Raw genomic sequence first — 18,323 nt, forward strand, 5'->3', positions numbered from 1 at the left:
TCAATGATACTTACTATTACAGAAATTAGATAAAGCAATAAAGTATACTTTTCATACTTTCTCATAGTATCACCTCCTCCTAAATTAGGAAGAGACAAGCCTAACTCACATTAGTGACTCTCATACCACCATTATACACCTAGATATACATTATGCGAATTAACAATATTATGAATATCATCTTAAGGAACGCCGTTACGCGTAGTAGCCTTTGTGGCATTTGTAATATTCCTATTAACTGTGCTATAATTAAACCAACAAAAGAAGAGCCATCGACGTCTGCTGGCGTTAGGCTCATCTCAGAAGAATAAAGAGAAATGGCCTAACGTGTATAAGTACTGCGAATACTTATTGTTACGTTAGGCTTTTTCATTTCTATTGAAAGAAACGATAAATATCTATAATCAACTTAAAAAACTTTATCAATAAAGATAACTTTCTAAAATTTCTCATAGAAATCACCTCCTCCCATAATAGGAAGAGATGAGCCTAACAACACGTCAATGACTCTTACAATTTCAATTATAGCACAATCTATTCGTACTGTTTATATGAACTAAATACTCTGAGGAGCGCAGTTACGAGTAGCAGCCTTTGTGGCGTTCCTACTACCTAAATCATACAAACGCAAAAGACCGCAACATGCTCCTGAACAAACCTAACCACTGTATCAGTTTGAGAAGGAGTATGTTGCGGTCTTCCCTTTATCTTATTTAGTTACGAACGCCACAGACTGAATAGCATCACAAGTGACGATACATTATGAAATACCGTTTGTGAAGGGTATACCGTGCTCTTCCCTTTGCTTCTATTTAGTTACGAACGCCACAGACTGTATAGCGTCACAAGTTCCCTCACAAAAAGCCCCCAAAAGTAAATAGCCTTCTTTTCCTCTAAGTATCCTGTAAGCAAAAAGCACGCAACATGCTCCTGAGCAAACATTATGAAATACCGTTTGTGAAGGAGTGTGTTGCGTGCTTTCCTTATACTACTTCATGATTTATATGAAGGCTATTTACTTTTTACTTTTTGATCCAAGGCATCAATTTACGTAATTCGCCGCCCACTTCTTCTACTTGATGTGCTGCAGATTGTTTACGTTGTTCGTTAAGGTATGGGTAACCTGCTGCATAGTCACCAAGGAATTGATCAGCGAATTTGCCGTCTTGGATATCTTTCAATACACCACGCATAGCTTCTTTCGCTGCTGCTGGGATTACTTTTGGTCCTGTAATATAGTCACCGAATTCAGCTGTGTTGGAGATGGATTTACGCATTGTTTCGAAACCACCTTCGTAGATCAAGTCGATGATTAATTTCATTTCATGAACACATTCAAAGTATGCATTAACTGGGTTGTAACCAGCTTCTACCAATACTTCAAAACCAGTTTGCATCAATGCACATACACCACCACAAAGTACTGCTTGTTCACCGAATAAGTCAGTTTCAGTTTCTTGACGGAAGTCAGTTTCCAAAATACCGGAACGGCCACCGCCTACACCAGATGCCCATGCTAATGCCACTTCTTTAGTGTCTCCGCTTGGATCTGCGTATACAGCGTACAAGCAAGGAACGCCAGAACCTTCTTGGAATGTACGACGTACTAAGTGACCAGGACCTTTAGGAGCTACCATGAATACGTTTACGTCAGCAGATGGTTTAATTTTACCGAAATGAATGTTGAAGCCATGAGCAAATGCCAAGTACGCACCTTGTTTAAGGTTAGGAGCGATGGATTTTTCATAAGTTTCTGCTTGTAATTCATCTGGAATCAAGATCATCACAACATCTGCACCTTTTACAGCCTCGCCTGTTTCTTTTACTACGAAACCAGCTTCTTCTGCTTCTTTCCAAGATTTGGAACCTTCACGAAGACCGATTTGTACGTCCATGCCGCTTTCTTTCAAGTTCAATGCATGCGCATGACCTTGAGAACCGTAGCCAAGAACTGTAATTTTTTTACCTACTAATGCTTGTAGATTGCAATCTGCATCATAAAATACTTGTGTGCCTAAAATGTTACCTGCCATTGTGATAACCTCCTACTTTGTAATACATGTGTTAATGTTTATAATTTACTAGATTTTCTAGTGAAATTCAACTGATTTTCAGCCTTTCGGCTTACGGATTTACCATACTTAGTATGATAAATTGGTATGATTAAAAATATCTTTGTACACTCTATAAAAACATTTTATGAAAGTACTTGCAGCCAAGGTCGATCTTGGACCCAAGTCACTTTCACAGACAAACCATAGAGCGCCGATAAAATATCATCGGTAATGACCTCATATTTCGGCCCCGATTGAAAGATTTTGCCTTCTTTTAATAGTGCCACATGGGTCACTGTGGGAAGGATTTCCTCGATTTGGTGCGTCACATAGATAAACGGATAAGGACTGTCCTGAGTCCCACGTTGATTGAGATGACGGAGCAATTGTTCTCGGCTCGGTACGTCTAACCCATTGCATGGTTCGTCTAAGATGAGCAAATCTGGTCTCGTCATCAAAGCACGACCGATTAAAACACGACGTTGCTCCCCTGTGGAAAGTACCCCAAAGTGGCGATGTTGTAAATGTTGTAATCCCATACTTGCTAGGACCATATCACAGCGTTGTTCTTCTTCCTCTATCACTTCTCGATACACACCGATGGTGCCATGCGCTCCAGATAGCAAAATTTGTCGCACCGTTTCATCTCGCATAGTACGTTCAAATTGCCCCAAGGTAGAGCTGACAAATCCAATACGATTTTTCACATCTTTCCATACGCATTGTCCAAAGGTATGCCCTAGGACACGCACCTCACCACGGGTGGCACAGGTGTAGGCCATAATCATGCCTAGCAAGGTGGACTTGCCTGCTCCATTAAGGCCGAGTAATGCCCAGTTTTCCCCTGTGTTCACATGCCAGTCCACACCTTGCAAAATCGCTTCCCCATTGCGGACAAAGGTAACTCCTTCGTAATGTAACAACTCACCTTGCTTTGGTATAGCCATTACATTTTTTCTCCACGACTCATAGCGGTGCAACCTGTTTTTGCAATTTCCAGAATGCCATATTCTTTCATAATTTCTATGAAAGCATCTAGTTTCTGCGTTTCTCCTGTAATTTCCATCATGATGGAGTTAGGACCTACATCGAGTACATTACCACGATACACATCTGCTAATTGGATAATCTGCGGTCGCACAGACACATCTGCTTTCACCTTAATAAGCATCAATTCACGGCGCACCACTTGTTCTGGAGAGAAAATTTTGACCTTAATGACGTCAATCAATTTATAGATTTGTTTTTGAATTTGGTCTAATTGCACTTCGTCTGTTTCTACGGTCAATGTGATCCGTGCATGATGATTAGGAATAGATATGCCAGATGTCATTTGTGTAACGGAGTACCCACGACGATTAAAGAGGGACAGGATACGAGCCCCGATACCTGGTTTATTTTTTGTAATGACTAGCACTTGGTGTTGTCGTACTTTACTCATTGTCAGGGCCTCCTTTCAATCCAATCATATCTTTGGCACTGCAACCTGCTGGAATCATTGGGAACACATTTTCTTCTTTTTCCACAATGCAGTTAATCACCACTGGCTCATCGGATAAGATAAGGTCTCGTAATTGACTACGCAAGTCTTCGATGGTGGACAGTGTCACCCCTCGCACGCCATACGCTTGTGCCAACACTTCAAAGTCTGGACTAATGGATAAATCCACGAAGGAATAGCGATGGTTATTAAAGAGTTCTTGCCATTGGCGAACCATGCCCAAGAAACCATTGTTGATGATGACCACTTTCACAGGGATATTGTAAGCTTTTAATAGGAGCAATTCTTGGCTATTCATCTGTAGGCCCCCATCCCCTGTGATGAGCACTACTTTTGTATCTGGTTGTGCCACTTGCGCACCGATAGCTGCTGGCAAACCAAAGCCCATCGTACCAGCTCCACCAGATGTAATGATGGTATTCGGTTTCGAATAGGTGATGAATTGAGATGCCCACATTTGATGTTGCCCTACGTCTGTGACCACGATGGCATTGCCCTTCACAATATTATCGATTTCTTGAATTACTTTTTGCGGCAATAAAGACTCTCCCTCATGAGGACGAACGCGAATTGGGTATTCCTCACGCCATTCACGGATGCGTTCCAACCAATCTTCATGGGTTTGTGGTGTTAGCTCATGATTCATTTCATTCAACACATGTTTCAAGTCCCCTACGATAGGTACGTCAATTAATTTATTTTTTTCAATTTCTGCTGGGTCAATGTCTACATGTACAATTGTTGCCTGTGGGCAAAATTCTTTTGGCACTCCTGCAATACGATCATCAAATCGTATACCCAATGCCAAAATTACATCCGCTTCATTAGTGGCATAGTTCGCATATACGGTGCCATGCATACCTAGCATCCCCAAGGATAATTGATGTTCTCCCGGGAAAGACCCCAATCCTAGTAAGGTATTTGTGACTGGAATTTGACAGGTAGTGGCTAATTTATATAGCTCTTCTGTAGCCCCTGATAATAACACCCCATGGCCAGCGATAATCAACGGTCGTTTCGCTGCTTTTACAATTTCGATAGCCTTTTTGATTTGCTTTTTATGTCCAATATAGTTTGGATCATAGCCTTCTAGGGAAATCGGTTCATTAAAGATTGCTTCAAATTCTTCATAAGAGATTTCTGCTAGTTGCGCATCTCGTGTGATATCTACTAGCACAGGGCCTGGACGACCAGTTGTGGCCAAATAGTAAGCTTCTTTCACCGTTCTCGCAATATCTCGGATATCTTGTACCAAGTAATTATTTTTCGTCACTGGCATGGTAATCCCAATGATATCGGATTCTTGGAACGCATCTTTTCCTAGCAAGTGGCTAGCCACCTGACCTGTTATGGCCAAGAGAGGAATAGAATCCATATGCGCCGTCATAATGCCTGTCACGAGGTTCGTCGCCCCTGGGCCAGAGGTAGCTAAGCACACACCACATTTGCCAGAAGCACGAGCATAGCCGTCTGCCTCATGAGCCGCCCCTTGTTCATGGCGTGCTAAGTAATGGTTGATTCCCTCAAAATCATAAATTTCATTGTATATAGGAATTACGGCGCCGCCGGGATAACCAAATATGTCTGTCACTCCCAAGCGCTTCAATGTTTCTAGGAGTATGCGAGCTCCTCGAATCATCTTCTGTTCACTCATAGTTTGTCCTCTTTCTATATCCATCTCATCCATTAGTCATGTTCATTAAATTCATTAGAACTGATACGGTGAATCGTATATCCACGGTCCGCCATAGCAGCCGTAATTTTTTTTATATGATCTTCCCCATTCGTTTCTACAGTCACCACCAACTCCACTTCATGGAAGCGATCTAGGTTCTTAAACTGATTATGTTCCAGTTTGATGACATTCGCATTTTGTTCTGCTAAGATTTCAGACACTGCCACTAATTGACCTGGTTTATCTGATAAATTCACAGCAAATGTAAAAATACGACCTCGTACGACTAAGCCTTTCGTAATCATGGACGCAATGGTCAATACGTCGATGTTACCACCGCTCAAAATACTAACCACTGTTTTGCCTCGTACCCTTAATTTTTTCAAACCTGCCACTGAAAGTAAGCCAGCATTTTCACCGATGATTTTATGTTTTTCCGCCAATAATAGGAAAGCTTCCATTAATTCATAGTCCGATACAGTGACGATTTCATCCACATAGGTTTGAATGTATTCTAAGTCTCTTGTACCAATTAATTTCACAGCTGCCCCATCGGCAATAGTGCTTACAGATGGTAAATTCACAGGTTTTCCTTCTGCTACGGCTGCTTTCGCACTGGCTGCGCCCTCTGGTTCTACGCCTATAATCTTTACTTGTGGATTTTTTAGCTTAGCTGCTGCTGCCACGCCGGAGATCAATCCGCCACCACCAACTGGTACTAAAATAATATCTGCATTTGGTAATTCTTCTAAAATTTCTAAGGCAATGGTCCCTTGCCCTTCAATGACATCTTCATCATCGAAAGGATGGACGAACACATAGCCGTGCTTCTCTTGTAGTTCACAAGCCTTTTCATAAGCTTCGTCATAGACTTCGCCAGCGAGCACTACTTCTGCTCCGTATTGGCGCGTCGCCTCTACTTTAATGAGCGGTGTATGGCGTGGCATAACGATAACTGCTTTAATGCCCAATCGTTGTGCTGCTAGCGCCACACCTTGCGCATGGTTACCTGCAGAGGCGGCGATAACGCCACAGGCTTTTTCTGCTTCTGTTAATTTGGAAATTTTATTGTATGCGCCCCGTAATTTGAAAGACCCTGTGCGCTGTAAATTTTCCGGTTTTATATATACATGATTGCCTGTTTCTTGCGAGTATACAGAGCTATGAATTAATTTTGTTTTCACGGCGATAGTAGCCAATCGCTCCCTAGCCTCCATGAAATCGTATAATTTATGCATATAAATGTCCTTTCCTAAGTATGTATTCTATCTACGGACCTGTACTTCCCTCATAGATATGTATCCTGACTACATTCCCTCTTATGCTTCATCTAGGATTTCGATGGCACCTTGTGCAGCAGAGGATACATGCATAGCATATTTTTTCAAGTACCCTGTGACATCTGATTTGTACGGTGCTAAGTTTGCTTTTCTTCGTGCAATTTCTTCCTCTGAAAGTTTCACATTCAAGGAACGATTTGGAATGTCGATTTCGATGATATCTCCATCTTCTACGATGGCAATAGTGCCACCAGATGCTGCTTCTGGAGATACGTGACCAATGGATGCGCCACGAGTAGCACCAGAGAAACGACCATCTGTAATCAAGGCTACGTCTTTACCAAGACCCATACCTGTGATCGTCGCTGTTGGTGTCAACATTTCACGCATACCTGGACCACCTTTTGGACCTTCGTAGCGAATGATGACTACATCGCCTTTCACAATTTTATGACCCATGATTGCTTCTACTGCTTCTTCTTCACTGTTGAAGACTTTTGCTGGACCAGAGTGAACGAGCATTTCTGGATCTACAGCACCTTCTTTGACCACGGAACCGTCCGGAGCTAAGTTACCTTTCAGTACAGCGATACCACCTGTGGTGTACACTGGGTCACTCCAAGGATGGATCACATCTTCGTCTAGGACTTTCATAGTTTTAGCAATCGTACCTTGATCCACCAGGCTCACAGATTTTGCACTTTCATGTAAATGTCCTTGTTCTTGTAAACGATGCATTACCGCATACACACCGCCTGCGGCATGTAAATCCTCGATGAAATATTTACCAGATGGAGACAATTTAGCCAATTGTGGTGTATCACCTGCAATGCGGTTGAAATCATCCAATGTTAAGGATACGCCCGCTTCATGAGCGATGGCTGGTAAATGTAGCGCCGTATTGGAAGATCCACCCAATGCCATGTCAACTGCTACCGCATTTTCAAAAGCCTCTTTCGTCAATACATCTTTTGGACGTAAGCCTTCTTGTAACACTTCCATCACTTGCATACCCGCACGTTTTGCTAGACGTAAACGCTCGGAGTAAACCGCTGGGATTGTACCATTACCTGGCAATGCCATACCCAATGCTTCTGTTAAGCAGTTCATCGTATTCGCTGTATACATACCGGAGCAAGATCCGCAAGTTGGGCATGCTACGTTTTCAATATGTTCTAATTCTTCTTCGGAAATGAGGCCTGCTTCAAATTTACCTACTGCCTCAAATACATCGGATAAACCAATTTTTTTACCATTGTGCACTCCTGCTAGCATCGCACCACCAGAGACGAATACAGATGGTAAGTTCAAACGAGCCGCCGCAATCAACATACCTGGCACGACTTTATCACAGTTAGGAATAAATACCATCGCATCGAATGGTGTGGCCATGGCAGAGGCCTCGATGGAGTCAGCGATAATATTGCGTGTCACCAAGGAATATTTCATACCGATGTGGTTCATAGCCAATCCGTCACAAATACCGATAGTATTAAATTCCATAGGAATACCGCCAGCTTCGCGGATACCATCTTTTACAGATTGAACGAGATTTTTCAAATGTACATGACCTGGAATAATTTCATTGAAAGAATTGGCAATCCCGATGATTGGTTTTCCAATTTCCTCGTTAATAAATCCTAATGCTTTTAATAATGAACGATGTGGAGCTCTTGTTGCTCCTTTTGCTACTCTATCACTGCGTACCATATAATGATCCTTTCTACTTATATAAACATGATTTATAACACTTGTTATAGTTATATATTGTTGTCTATATACTATGTGCATAACACTGAAATAATTGAATGGGATTTCTATTGGATAGTTCTATGATTTTATATCCAACAGGTTCCCAATCTACATCTAGTATTCTGACATACTATATTAGACATAAAAAAGGGCGATCCCTAAGGAATCGCCTTTTCATATATATGTATGCACGTTAATCAAATAGACTACAACAACCTAGATTCCTTATGTTGTACACAAAGAAACCTAAGATGGTAGCTCTACCGAAGAAAAGGCGACCTCTATGGAATTGTTAGTTCTAATGACGTTCACTAAAATGAACAGGACGAGCACGAGAATTGCTAACAATGCCATGATAATCTCCTTTCTGTACGATATGCGTACGAATCTTAACTATAAGTGTAATACTTTAAAAATAAAATAACTGTCTACTATTGTAACACCTTTGTCCACTGTGCGCAAGTAGATATCTATATTTTTTTACTCTTTCAGATGTATTATTTTCCACAATTTGTTATACTATAAGTGTTACTTCCCCTATACTGGTAACAGAAAGGGGGTGAACCTAGTGTTAACATTAATTATTACACTTTTTATCTCGATTACGGCAAATGTTCTCGCTTATTACATTTGTAAATGGTTAGATCGAGTATATAAGAAGTAACTAGCCTAGCCTTGTCAGCTATATAGACAAATAAAAACACCCAGGTCTCGCCACCTGGGTGTTTTTTGTGAACCTAATGTTAACTATTTTCACACTTTTTTCGCTTGCCAACATTATATCATAATTACAAAAAAATTAAAACCCCACGGTTGGCAGACCGTGGGGTTTCTTTTGTTTGCAATTAGAAAATCCTCAAATTTATCCAAATCCATTATATCACTTTCCTAGTATATTTTCTAGTATATAAGAAACACCCAAGTCTCGCCACCTGGGTGTTTTTTTTGGTGAGCTTTATGGAATCACCATTACTCTTTTTCGCTTGTCTTTATTATAGCATAGTTAAGTAAAGAATAAAACCCTATTCCCCTAAAAAGCGTTTTGCCTCGCAGTAGTTTACGATACCTTCTACTACTTTTTTAGCTTCACGCATAGCCAATACTACGGTAGCTGGTTTATGCACTACGTCACCGCCTGCGAATACACCTTGACGGCTTGTCATACCATATGGCATATCTCGTGTCACCACATAGCCAGACTCATTCACTTCAATACCATTACCAGGACCCACTAAGCGTGTGTTTGGTTTGTGACCGATGGCCACGATGATTTTATCCGCTGGTAACGTAAAGTCTTCGCCAGTGCTTTTCACAGATCCATCTTCTTGTAATTCTTGTCGTGTAAATGTCAACCCTTCCACGATATCTGAACCAGTTACTTCTTTTGGAGCGGCTAAGAATTCAAAATGAACGCCTTCTTCTTTTGCTTCTTCAAATTCAGATGGGTTTGCTGGCATTTGTTCTTCTCCACGGCGATACGTCACTGTTACACTTTCAGCACCAAGACGAACACAAGTACGAGCCGCATCCATCGCCACATTACCAGCACCGATGATGAGAACTTTATCACCTTTATATACAGGAATTAATGATTCTTCAGCTCTACCATTTTGTACTAATTGTACAGATGTCAATAATGCCATCGCCTGTAACATACCTGCTTTGTCATCACCTGGTAAAGAAATTTCCATTGGCACATGAGTACCGGTAGCAATAAAGATAGCATCAAAACCTTCTTCAAACAGAGCATCTAAGTTACGATCTGGACCGATAGTGACATTACATTCAAAAGTAACACCTAATGTTTCTAAACGCTTCACTTCACGACGTACAATTTCTTTGCCTAAACGGAACTCCGGAATCCCAAACAATAGGATACCACCTGGCTCATCTTGGCGTTCAAATACTGTCACATCATAGCCTAATTTTGCCATATCTCCAGCCACTGTTAATCCAGCAGGGCCAGAACCAATAATAGCGATTTTACCTTGGTCTTTACGATTTGGTTTTATCTTGCGAAGATTATTATTGCTTTCAAAATCTGCAGCAAAGCGCTCCAATTTACCGATATTAATGGGTTTGTTCGCACGATTTAAAATACATGCCCCTTCACATTGTTTTTCACGAGCACACACACGGCCGCACACCGCTGGCAAGCTGCTACGCTCTGCAATAATATCGTTGGCTAATCCAAAATTACCATGTGCAATAGCTTGGATGAAACGAGGAATTTCATTTTCAATAGGACAACCTGTACGGCACAATGGCTTCGCACAGTTCAAACAACGCTTTGCCTCTGCAAAGGCCTCTTCCATCGTATAATCTTTATCAAATTCTAGTTCATGTCTTAACTCCATAAAGACCTCCTTGCACCACTCTGGTGACACACTTTTCCTTTATATACTCTATGTATAGGTTCTTATTGATTCCGATATCATATCTATAGTATACCATAGGCAACTATACTTCACTGTAACAATGGCTACACCCTTGCTATATCTATGACTATAAGTGCTCCTTTTCTTAGTGAAAGTACTAAAAGATATATTCTATAGTATATCATATGTGCGCACTGTGTGTAACTATGTATTTTTATATATTATGAAACGATACGCCTATCGTTTCACTATCCTTGCAACGATGCAAAAAAGAGGTCCACCTCATGGGTAGACCTCTATATTCATAGTGATTAGTTTGCAGATGTAATGGTTCCTTTGAAAGTTTCTGCAATGAATTGTTTAATGGCCTCAGACTGATAAATCTCTGCAATTTTTTTGTATGTTGCGTTGTCTTTATCTTGTTCACGTGTAGCCAAGATCATCACTGCTAATGGCTCATCTTTTGGTTCTAAGTACAATCCTTTTTCACCTACGTTGATACCTGCGCTTTGCACGTAGTTCATCGGAATCGTCGCTAATGTCACATCATCTAAGCTACGAGGTAATTGTGCTGCCTCTAGCTCTTGAATTTTTAGGTTCTTAGGATTTTCCACAATGTCTGCTACTGTAGCTTTAAAACCAACGCCTTCTTTCAATTTAATAAGACCTGCTCGTTGTAACAAGGCTAAGGCACGTCCACCATTCGTTGGATCATTTGGAATTGCTACTGTGTCGCCGTCTTTCACATCGATAGGAGATTTTACAGAATTACTGTAGATACCCATTGGCATTAAAATGGTTTTGCCGATTGGCACTAGTTTAGAATTATTTTGCTTGTTAAAGTTTTCCAAGAACGGCACATGTTGATATGCGTTCAATTGGATATCTCCGTCTGCCAAGGCTTTATCTGGTGTGATATAGTCGGAAAATTCTACTACTTTCAACTGGATGCCTTGCTTTTGTGCTTCTTTCGCTACCGCCTCAGCCACTTGTGCATGAGGACCTGCCGTAGCGCCAATTTTAATTTCTTGCGTTGTTGTCGATGTACTACAGCCCGCAATACCTAACGCCAATATACCCACCAATAGTGGTGTGAATAGTGATTTTAATTTCATAATTCTATCCTTTCATAACTACAAAAACTACTAATAAAATTTATATTTCAATTCTGAGTATACAGAATATCATAAGAATCTTCTCTTGCCCAATATAAATTTTATTACACTATTAATAGGTAAAAACTATAAATTATATACATTAAAACTTTTTTTCATAGTCATAGATGATTGAATTTCTAGCCTATTTAAGCTATTATAACTATGTTTTTATATGAAAGGAGTAACTATATGTCAACTTTTTACAAATGGCATAAGAGAATATCTATCTTTTCTATTATATTTTTTCTTATGTTTTGCATTACCGGTTTATTATTATTATTTAGAAATGAATTAAATGCTTGGTCTTTAGGACAACCCTCTCATAGTACATCTACTATGACAATGAGTCCATACTCATCCTCTATATTTGATGCAGCAGATGCGGGTGCTGCATTAGTAAAACAACAATATCCATCCAAAGATATTTTGAATATTTCTCCAACCATGAATAGATCTAACCTATTACGCTATAGAATTATTGATTCATCAGCCACATCTGCCCCACCTGCACGAATGGGTATGGGAGGAGACTATACCTTATATAATCCAAATTCTAATACACTTGTTGAATCTCATCGTGTCACCCCTACGCATCCATGGGTACGAAGTGCACTACACACAATTCATGAATTACATACTCGATTAGCCTTAGGAAAATTTGGTATTTATCTTGTAACTATTCTATCTATGATATGCTTCTTATCCATCCTTAGTGGTATCTTTTTATACGGCCCTTTCAGTTCCGCCTATAAACGAAGTACACAAACATCAAATCGATTACAAATCAGCGCTCTGCATCGTGAATTTTCTATGATTGCTTCTGTTTGGGGACTTGTATTATCTCTAACTGGTGTATGGATTGGTGGTTTTTTTATTGCTAATGATTATTACACAAAAAATGTAGCCTCTATAGCAAAGCAAGAATTAGCTAATCATACATCAGAAATTTTATCTCCTTCTAAAGCGATTCAACGAATTCTATCAACCTATCCTAATCGTCAACTTATTTCTATGGATTATCCATCAAAATTTAATAATTATCACTATGCCTTTTATTTAGGTAGCCAAAATGATGACGATCCTGCCATGTTTTTAGGTCAGCCTGTATATGCCAATTTATATAGTGATTCAACTCTCGATCAATATGCAACAAAAGAAATTCCTTGGTATTTCACCGGAATGAAAACTATGATAAACTTACATATTCATAATCATAATTCCATGGTATTAAAAATATTATGGGCCATATGGGATACTATTATCATCATTGGTATGTTATTAGGTATTATCCTAACGATTATGAAACGATATCATATCCCTATGAAAACTACATCTATAAAATCTACCTTATCTCCTACTCATATTTGGAGAATTCCTGCTATATCTAGTGTATTCATCGCTTGTGGTCTTATCATTCCAATGTGGCCTAATTCTATGACAGAAACAATTGGTGCTATTTGCTTATTGATTCCTTTAGTACTATTTATATACTCTTTATATCAACACTATACTCGAATACGAGAAACTCTATAATATATTCATGGTAGTCTTTCTTATAAACCCATGAAAAAACCGATGTCACAGATATATCTTTCTATGACATCGGTTTTTATCTATGGTGCGCCCAGAGGGAATTGAACCCCCGACCTGCAGTTTAGGAAACTGTCGCTCTATCCTACTGAGCTATGAACGCAAGTATACATCTATTATAGTCTAACTGTACTATACCTAGCAATATGAAATCTAAAATAAGATTCGATCTGTATCCTATGTGCATATCCACAATACAGAACATTTTTTCTAACCTTTTAAGATTCAATAAAGCCTTATTTTACAAGGGTTATTCACTTTTTGTGTATAAATTGTGGATAACTATAGAGTTATTAACACTAAATTCACAAGGTATTAACATCCTACTCACAGTCTATACCCATAGTTATACACTGAGTTATCCACATTTAGGTGGATAACTATTTCATATGTACGATAAAAGTATCTTTTTTGTTCTATTTTTACACTATATCCACTAGTATTGTCTATCTACCCATGACATAGATGTACTATTGCTTACATATACGATAAAACAAAGCTATATCTCATCATCTACTACATACACAATAAGCCTATAGAACATAGCTAACCTGTTCTATAGGCTTTATCATATACATGGTATATATCAGATTTTCTCTTATCAGGATACTTTCAGTATGCACCGCATCGTATCTTGCAAGTACTGACTGCTCTCACTTATTCAGCAAAGTGTAATTGACCATTCACTTCTACTGGAATGCCCCAATCAACTTGCACGCCATTTTTGTTCCACATGCGAGTTAAGGCTAATTTTAAGTTATCGTAGGAATCCAATGGTTGCACTGTCAACTCATCATATGTGTTTAATCCTGTGGCATGCATTACTGTTTGTTCTGCTTGCAAATAGGATTCTACTTTCTCTTTCCAAGTTACATCCTCTAATACCACTTGGCATTCTTTTGTTTCTTTGTTATACGCAATATGACCTCGCTCATTATCTCCATAATGAATTGCTAAATATACCCATTCCATGGTGTACCCTCTTTCATGACTAACATAAGTTATGATGTATACTATACTCATACTTTGATGTATTCTGTTTCTATTATATCGTATCTTTCCAAGTAGTGGCAATATAGATACTTCTAATTCTATTGCAGTTTACTCCAAATGATTACAATACTTTCAATATCCATACCATTGCTTTTTATTTTTACGTACATTATAATGTACATAAAGAGGTGATACACATGGCAATTATTAATATTACAAATTTTAGAAAAAATATTTTTGAGTATTTAACACAGACTATTAAATACAATGAACCACTCAGCATCAGCACTAAAGATGGTAATGCCGTCCTATTAAGCGAAGATGATTATTTATCCTTGTTAGAAACTTTATATTTAACATCCAAACCTAGTATGAAAGAAATTTTACTAGAAGGAAAAAACACTCCATTATCCGAATGTATTTCAGAAGAAGAGGTTATTTGGTAATGTATACGTTAACTTATACAAAATCTGCTATAAAAGATATACCTAAGTTAAAATCTGCAAAACTTGATACAAAAGCAAAGGCATTACTAGAGATTATTAAAGTAACTCCTTACCAAACACCGCCAAGGTATGAAAAATTGGCGGGCGATTTAAAAGGTCTATATTCACGTCGCATTAATATCCAACATCGACTTGTGTATGAGATTTTTGAGGAAGAAAAAGTTGTTAAAATAATTAGTTTATGGACACATTATGAATAGAATAAAACGGAGGAAAGTTGTACTATATCATCAACTTTCCTCTGTTTTATTTATATTCATTGTTTGTATTCAATAATTATACTAGTCTGAACTACTCTCCACCGCTACTTTCCGTGTCACCATTACTTTATCCACCCGCGTGTTATCCATATCCATGACCTCAAATTGCAATGGCCCATAGTGACAGCGATTAGCTTCTTTAGGAATACGACCGATTAAGTAGGTCACGAATCCCCCTAATGTTTTATACAGATCCTCTTCTTCACCTGGTAATAATTCATCCACTTCAAAATATTCTTTCAGTTCTTCAATGCTGATAAGACCATCCACAAGATACGTACCATCTTCTCGTTGGACGATGCGATTTTCTTCTTCTTTCTTTTCCTCTTCCCCAGATGGCATCAATCCCACGATTTCTTCCATAATATCGTGGAATGTAATCATCCCACTCATACCACCATATTCGTCTAGCACAATGGCTTCATGAGTACCTTCTTCTCTGAAAGTAGATAATACTTTCATTAAGGACAAGGATTCTGGTACGAGCACTGGTTTACGCATGCAATAAGCTAGAATATCTTTCATCGGACGATGACTTTCTTTCATCTGTTGTGCCAACACATCTACAGAAGAGACTAAGCCTTTCAACTCATCTAAGGAATCATCACCTACTGGAATACGATGTTCGTTGCATTCCATAATGGTTTCTAGGATGTCCTCATCACTAGCGTTAATATCAATCCACGTCAACTGCGTACGAGGTGTCATAATATCGCTGGCATCGAGGTCAGCTAAGCGGAAAATATTTTCTACTAACACTGGCTCTTCCTCTTCATAAGCGCCTAGTTCCACACCTTGTACAAGCATTTTATTAATTTCCGATTCCGTTACCGGTGCTTCTTCCTTGTGTTTAACGCCTAATACTTTCAGTAGCACCGTTGTAGACATACTGAGAAGTGCCACAAATGGTTTTGTGATGGTGGCAAAGTATTTCATAGGGATTGCCATCATGATGGCAATGGATTCTGGAGAATTGTATGCCAACCGTTTTGGTACTAATTCCCCTATGACTAAGGATAAATAGGTTGTTAAAGATACGATGAAAATAGGGCTCACTGTATCGGCATAATCAGCTAACCACAAGATATGTTCTTTGATATAGGTCGCCATAGGATCGGAAAAAGTAGCCCCTGAATACAAACCAGTGACGATACTAATTAAAGTAATACCAATTTGTATAGTGGAAAACATTTCATTCGGATCTTCCGCTAGCTCGATGGCCATGCGGGCTCCACGATTACCAGCTTCTGCCTTTTCTTCTAATAATCCTTTACGAGCATTAATAATGGCTAATTCCGTCATGGAAAATAAACCATTTAAAATGATGAGTATGACTACAATTAAAATTTCTATACCTATGTCACTGCCCACTGATTCTATCTCTCCTTATCGATTCCTATCTATAAAACTATACTATATGTATCTAACTAATCATCTACTAACTTTGAATAGTTATGTATTCTAGTACAATACTTACTGTCTATTTTTACTAAATTATATTTCAATACTTAAAAAATATATTGAAATACTTCTGCATTCTTATATAATACTTGTTTGCTATTTGTAAAAGTAACTCTAATACATACTAAATAACAACCGCTGTTCCTGTGCATGTTACCATGAGCATACCATTCGTTTCACCTAATGTTTCATAACTCACAGATACACCTACGATCGCATTAGCTCCCATATCTTTCGCACGTTTACTCATTTCTTTTAAAGATGCCTCACGAGCGCTAGATAAAGATGATTCATAACTATTACTACGACCCCCTACAACATCTCGAATAGAAGAGAAAAAGTCTTTCACAAAGTTACGACCTTCTACAACTTCTCCAAAGACGATTCCTTTATATTCTTTAATTGGTTGTCCTTCAATTTGCATCGTTGTTGTAATAATCATAGGTGTCTCCTTTATTCTCATATTGATATGATTTAAACCTTATTATTCGTATTATATCATATTTAGAATACTTCCATATAACACTATATAAATACTTGTTGAATCAGTACCATATACAGAATTGTTCCACCCCCAATGGATAGGAACATATTTCCTTTCCATAGGTGTAGTAATACTGTCACAGCTACTGCGATTATGTCCGGCATACCATGATATACGCCAGATAAATCTACATGTCGTAAGGAAAATACTACTAACAAACTCATCGTTGCAGACGGCAATACTTTCCCTAAATACTGCACATAAGCAGGTGTTTTCGTTTTCGAATTAAATATGACAAATGGTAAAAACCGTGTTGCCATAGTGCCTAGCACAACAATGGCAATGGTTATGATTTGTTCCGTGAAAGTCATTGTTCTCCCTCCATTGTTCTACGTAACAGACTTAATATGACTACGATTCCAATCATAGCAGGAATCATAAAGTGTTCACTGCCAAATACAATCAAGGCAACGCCAGGAATCACTAATCCTATGCCAGAGCTAATCAAATTTCGTTGCATTTTATATTGCTCCAAAGCCAATACAATAAAGAGTGCAGTTAGTACAAATTCTAATCCTTTCGCATTAAAAGATAATACAGATGCAAAAAGATTACCTATGACAGAACCCACAACCCAATATAACTGATTCAATAGAGTTACAAAAAAATAACACCATTTCTTGGAAATTTCAGCAGGAATTTGTGATGTATAGTTAATGGAAAAACTTTCATCTATCATTCCAAATATGAGATATGGTGTTAACCATCCCATATGTCTATATATAGTTAACATAGAAATTCCATAAAATATATGACGACCATTGACCATGAGTGTAATTAAAAAAGCACCTACTGGATCGAAAGGAGATAGTAACATAGCTACTGTTACAAATTCCATAGATCCTGCATAAATGAGAGCACTCAATGCTAGTGTATAGCCCCAAGAAAATCCCATAGAATGCATATAAATGCCATAGGATAGCCCTAAAAATAAAAATCCCAATAATAACGGTGTTGTTTTAAGAAAACCATATCGAAAGGCAGATATTATTGTATTTTTTGTTGGTTTAGGTTCCATATATACCATCCTTTCTTTCATCGTGTATCATTAGTATTACTAGATTATCAAATTTTATAAAATACTGACAATTATTTTATATAAATGATTAAATACATATATATTCAAAATATGTACATGGATACAAATAACTTAGTGCCACTTTTACATACTA

Annotated in this window: 16 protein-coding genes and 1 tRNA gene; 3 read left to right on the top strand and 14 right to left on the bottom strand. The window is 38.4% G+C overall.

Going from position 1 to position 18,323, the window contains the following annotated elements:
• Window positions 1–1,022: 1,022 nt before the first annotated feature.
• The 8 genes from ilvC to EO111_RS07155 form a co-directional block, all read right to left on the bottom strand.
• Window positions 1,023–2,033 carry a ketol-acid reductoisomerase gene (gene ilvC, locus EO111_RS07120; RefSeq protein WP_127011130.1) on the bottom strand — a complete coding sequence of 337 codons (1,011 nt, stop codon included), beginning with the start codon at window positions 2,031–2,033 and terminating at the stop codon, window positions 1,023–1,025.
• Between the two features lie 164 nt (window positions 2,034–2,197).
• Complete coding sequence (locus tag EO111_RS07125; RefSeq protein WP_127011131.1) at window positions 2,198–3,001, bottom strand: ABC transporter ATP-binding protein; 804 nt, start codon at window positions 2,999–3,001, stop codon at window positions 2,198–2,200.
• Entirely contained in the window at window positions 3,001–3,495 is a 495-nt protein-coding gene (ilvN, locus tag EO111_RS07130) for an acetolactate synthase small subunit (RefSeq protein ID WP_009353959.1), read from the bottom strand. The genes EO111_RS07125 and ilvN overlap by 1 nt, the downstream gene beginning before the upstream one ends.
• Window positions 3,488–5,209, bottom strand: a complete 1,722-nt coding sequence (gene ilvB / locus EO111_RS07135; RefSeq protein ID WP_127011132.1) for a biosynthetic-type acetolactate synthase large subunit — start codon at window positions 5,207–5,209, stop codon at window positions 3,488–3,490. Before ilvB ends, ilvN begins: the two co-directional genes overlap by 8 nt.
• 32 nt (window positions 5,210–5,241) lie before the next feature.
• A complete protein-coding gene (gene ilvA, locus EO111_RS07140; RefSeq protein ID WP_127011133.1) occupies window positions 5,242–6,468 on the bottom strand; it encodes a threonine ammonia-lyase in 1,227 nt (408 codons plus the stop codon).
• A gap of 81 nt (window positions 6,469–6,549) precedes the next feature.
• Window positions 6,550–8,220: a dihydroxy-acid dehydratase gene (ilvD, locus tag EO111_RS07145; RefSeq protein WP_009353988.1), complete on the bottom strand. Its 1,671-nt coding sequence runs from the start codon at window positions 8,218–8,220 to the stop codon at window positions 6,550–6,552.
• Window positions 8,221–9,284: 1,064 nt separating this feature from the next.
• Entirely contained in the window at window positions 9,285–10,619 is a 1,335-nt protein-coding gene (locus EO111_RS07150; protein WP_126941370.1) for an NAD(P)-dependent oxidoreductase, read from the bottom strand.
• Window positions 10,620–10,951: 332 nt separating this feature from the next.
• Window positions 10,952–11,755, bottom strand: coding sequence for a MetQ/NlpA family ABC transporter substrate-binding protein (locus EO111_RS07155; RefSeq protein WP_062402273.1), 804 nt, complete (start codon window positions 11,753–11,755; stop codon window positions 10,952–10,954).
• A gap of 231 nt (window positions 11,756–11,986) precedes the next feature.
• Here EO111_RS07155 and EO111_RS07160 point away from each other — a divergent pair, with 231 nt between their 5' ends.
• Window positions 11,987–13,330, top strand: a complete 1,344-nt coding sequence (locus EO111_RS07160) for a PepSY domain-containing protein (protein ID WP_127011134.1) — start codon at window positions 11,987–11,989, stop codon at window positions 13,328–13,330.
• An 83-nt stretch (window positions 13,331–13,413) separates the two neighbouring features.
• Here EO111_RS07160 and EO111_RS07165 read toward each other — a convergent pair.
• Window positions 13,414–13,490 (bottom strand) — tRNA-Arg (locus EO111_RS07165).
• Between the two features lie 554 nt (window positions 13,491–14,044).
• Window positions 14,045–14,359, bottom strand: a complete 315-nt coding sequence (locus tag EO111_RS07170) for a hypothetical protein (protein WP_009353965.1) — start codon at window positions 14,357–14,359, stop codon at window positions 14,045–14,047.
• Between the two features lie 218 nt (window positions 14,360–14,577).
• On the opposite strand from EO111_RS07170, the gene EO111_RS07175 reads away from it, so the two are divergent.
• Both EO111_RS07175 and EO111_RS07180 read left to right on the top strand, forming a co-directional pair.
• Window positions 14,578–14,826, top strand: coding sequence for a type II toxin-antitoxin system Phd/YefM family antitoxin (locus EO111_RS07175; RefSeq protein WP_127011135.1), 249 nt, complete (start codon window positions 14,578–14,580; stop codon window positions 14,824–14,826).
• Window positions 14,826–15,086 (top strand): Txe/YoeB family addiction module toxin, encoded by a 261-nt coding sequence (locus tag EO111_RS07180; protein ID WP_127011136.1) that lies wholly within the window; start codon window positions 14,826–14,828, stop codon window positions 15,084–15,086. The genes EO111_RS07175 and EO111_RS07180 overlap by 1 nt, the downstream gene beginning before the upstream one ends.
• Window positions 15,087–15,167: 81 nt before the next feature.
• Here EO111_RS07180 and EO111_RS07185 read toward each other — a convergent pair whose 3' ends face one another.
• The 4 genes from EO111_RS07185 to EO111_RS07200 all read right to left on the bottom strand — a co-directional run bounded on the left by EO111_RS07185 (window position 15,168) and on the right by EO111_RS07200 (window position 18,169).
• The gene (locus EO111_RS07185; protein WP_127011137.1) at window positions 15,168–16,517 is read right to left on the bottom strand and encodes a hemolysin family protein; all 1,350 of its coding nucleotides are present in this window, start codon (window positions 16,515–16,517) and stop codon (window positions 15,168–15,170) included.
• A 214-nt stretch (window positions 16,518–16,731) separates the two neighbouring features.
• The gene (locus EO111_RS07190; RefSeq protein WP_062402264.1) at window positions 16,732–17,049 is read right to left on the bottom strand and encodes a YbjQ family protein; all 318 of its coding nucleotides are present in this window, start codon (window positions 17,047–17,049) and stop codon (window positions 16,732–16,734) included.
• An 83-nt stretch (window positions 17,050–17,132) separates the two neighbouring features.
• Entirely contained in the window at window positions 17,133–17,462 is a 330-nt protein-coding gene (locus tag EO111_RS07195) for a branched-chain amino acid transporter permease (protein ID WP_062402260.1), read from the bottom strand.
• Complete coding sequence (locus EO111_RS07200; protein ID WP_127011138.1) at window positions 17,459–18,169, bottom strand: AzlC family ABC transporter permease; 711 nt, start codon at window positions 18,167–18,169, stop codon at window positions 17,459–17,461. The genes EO111_RS07195 and EO111_RS07200 overlap by 4 nt, the downstream gene beginning before the upstream one ends.
• Window positions 18,170–18,323 lie beyond the last annotated feature (154 nt).

It is taken from the genome of Veillonella sp. CHU594, assembly GCF_003992265.1.
Classification (GTDB): Bacteria; Bacillota; Negativicutes; order Veillonellales; family Veillonellaceae; genus F0422.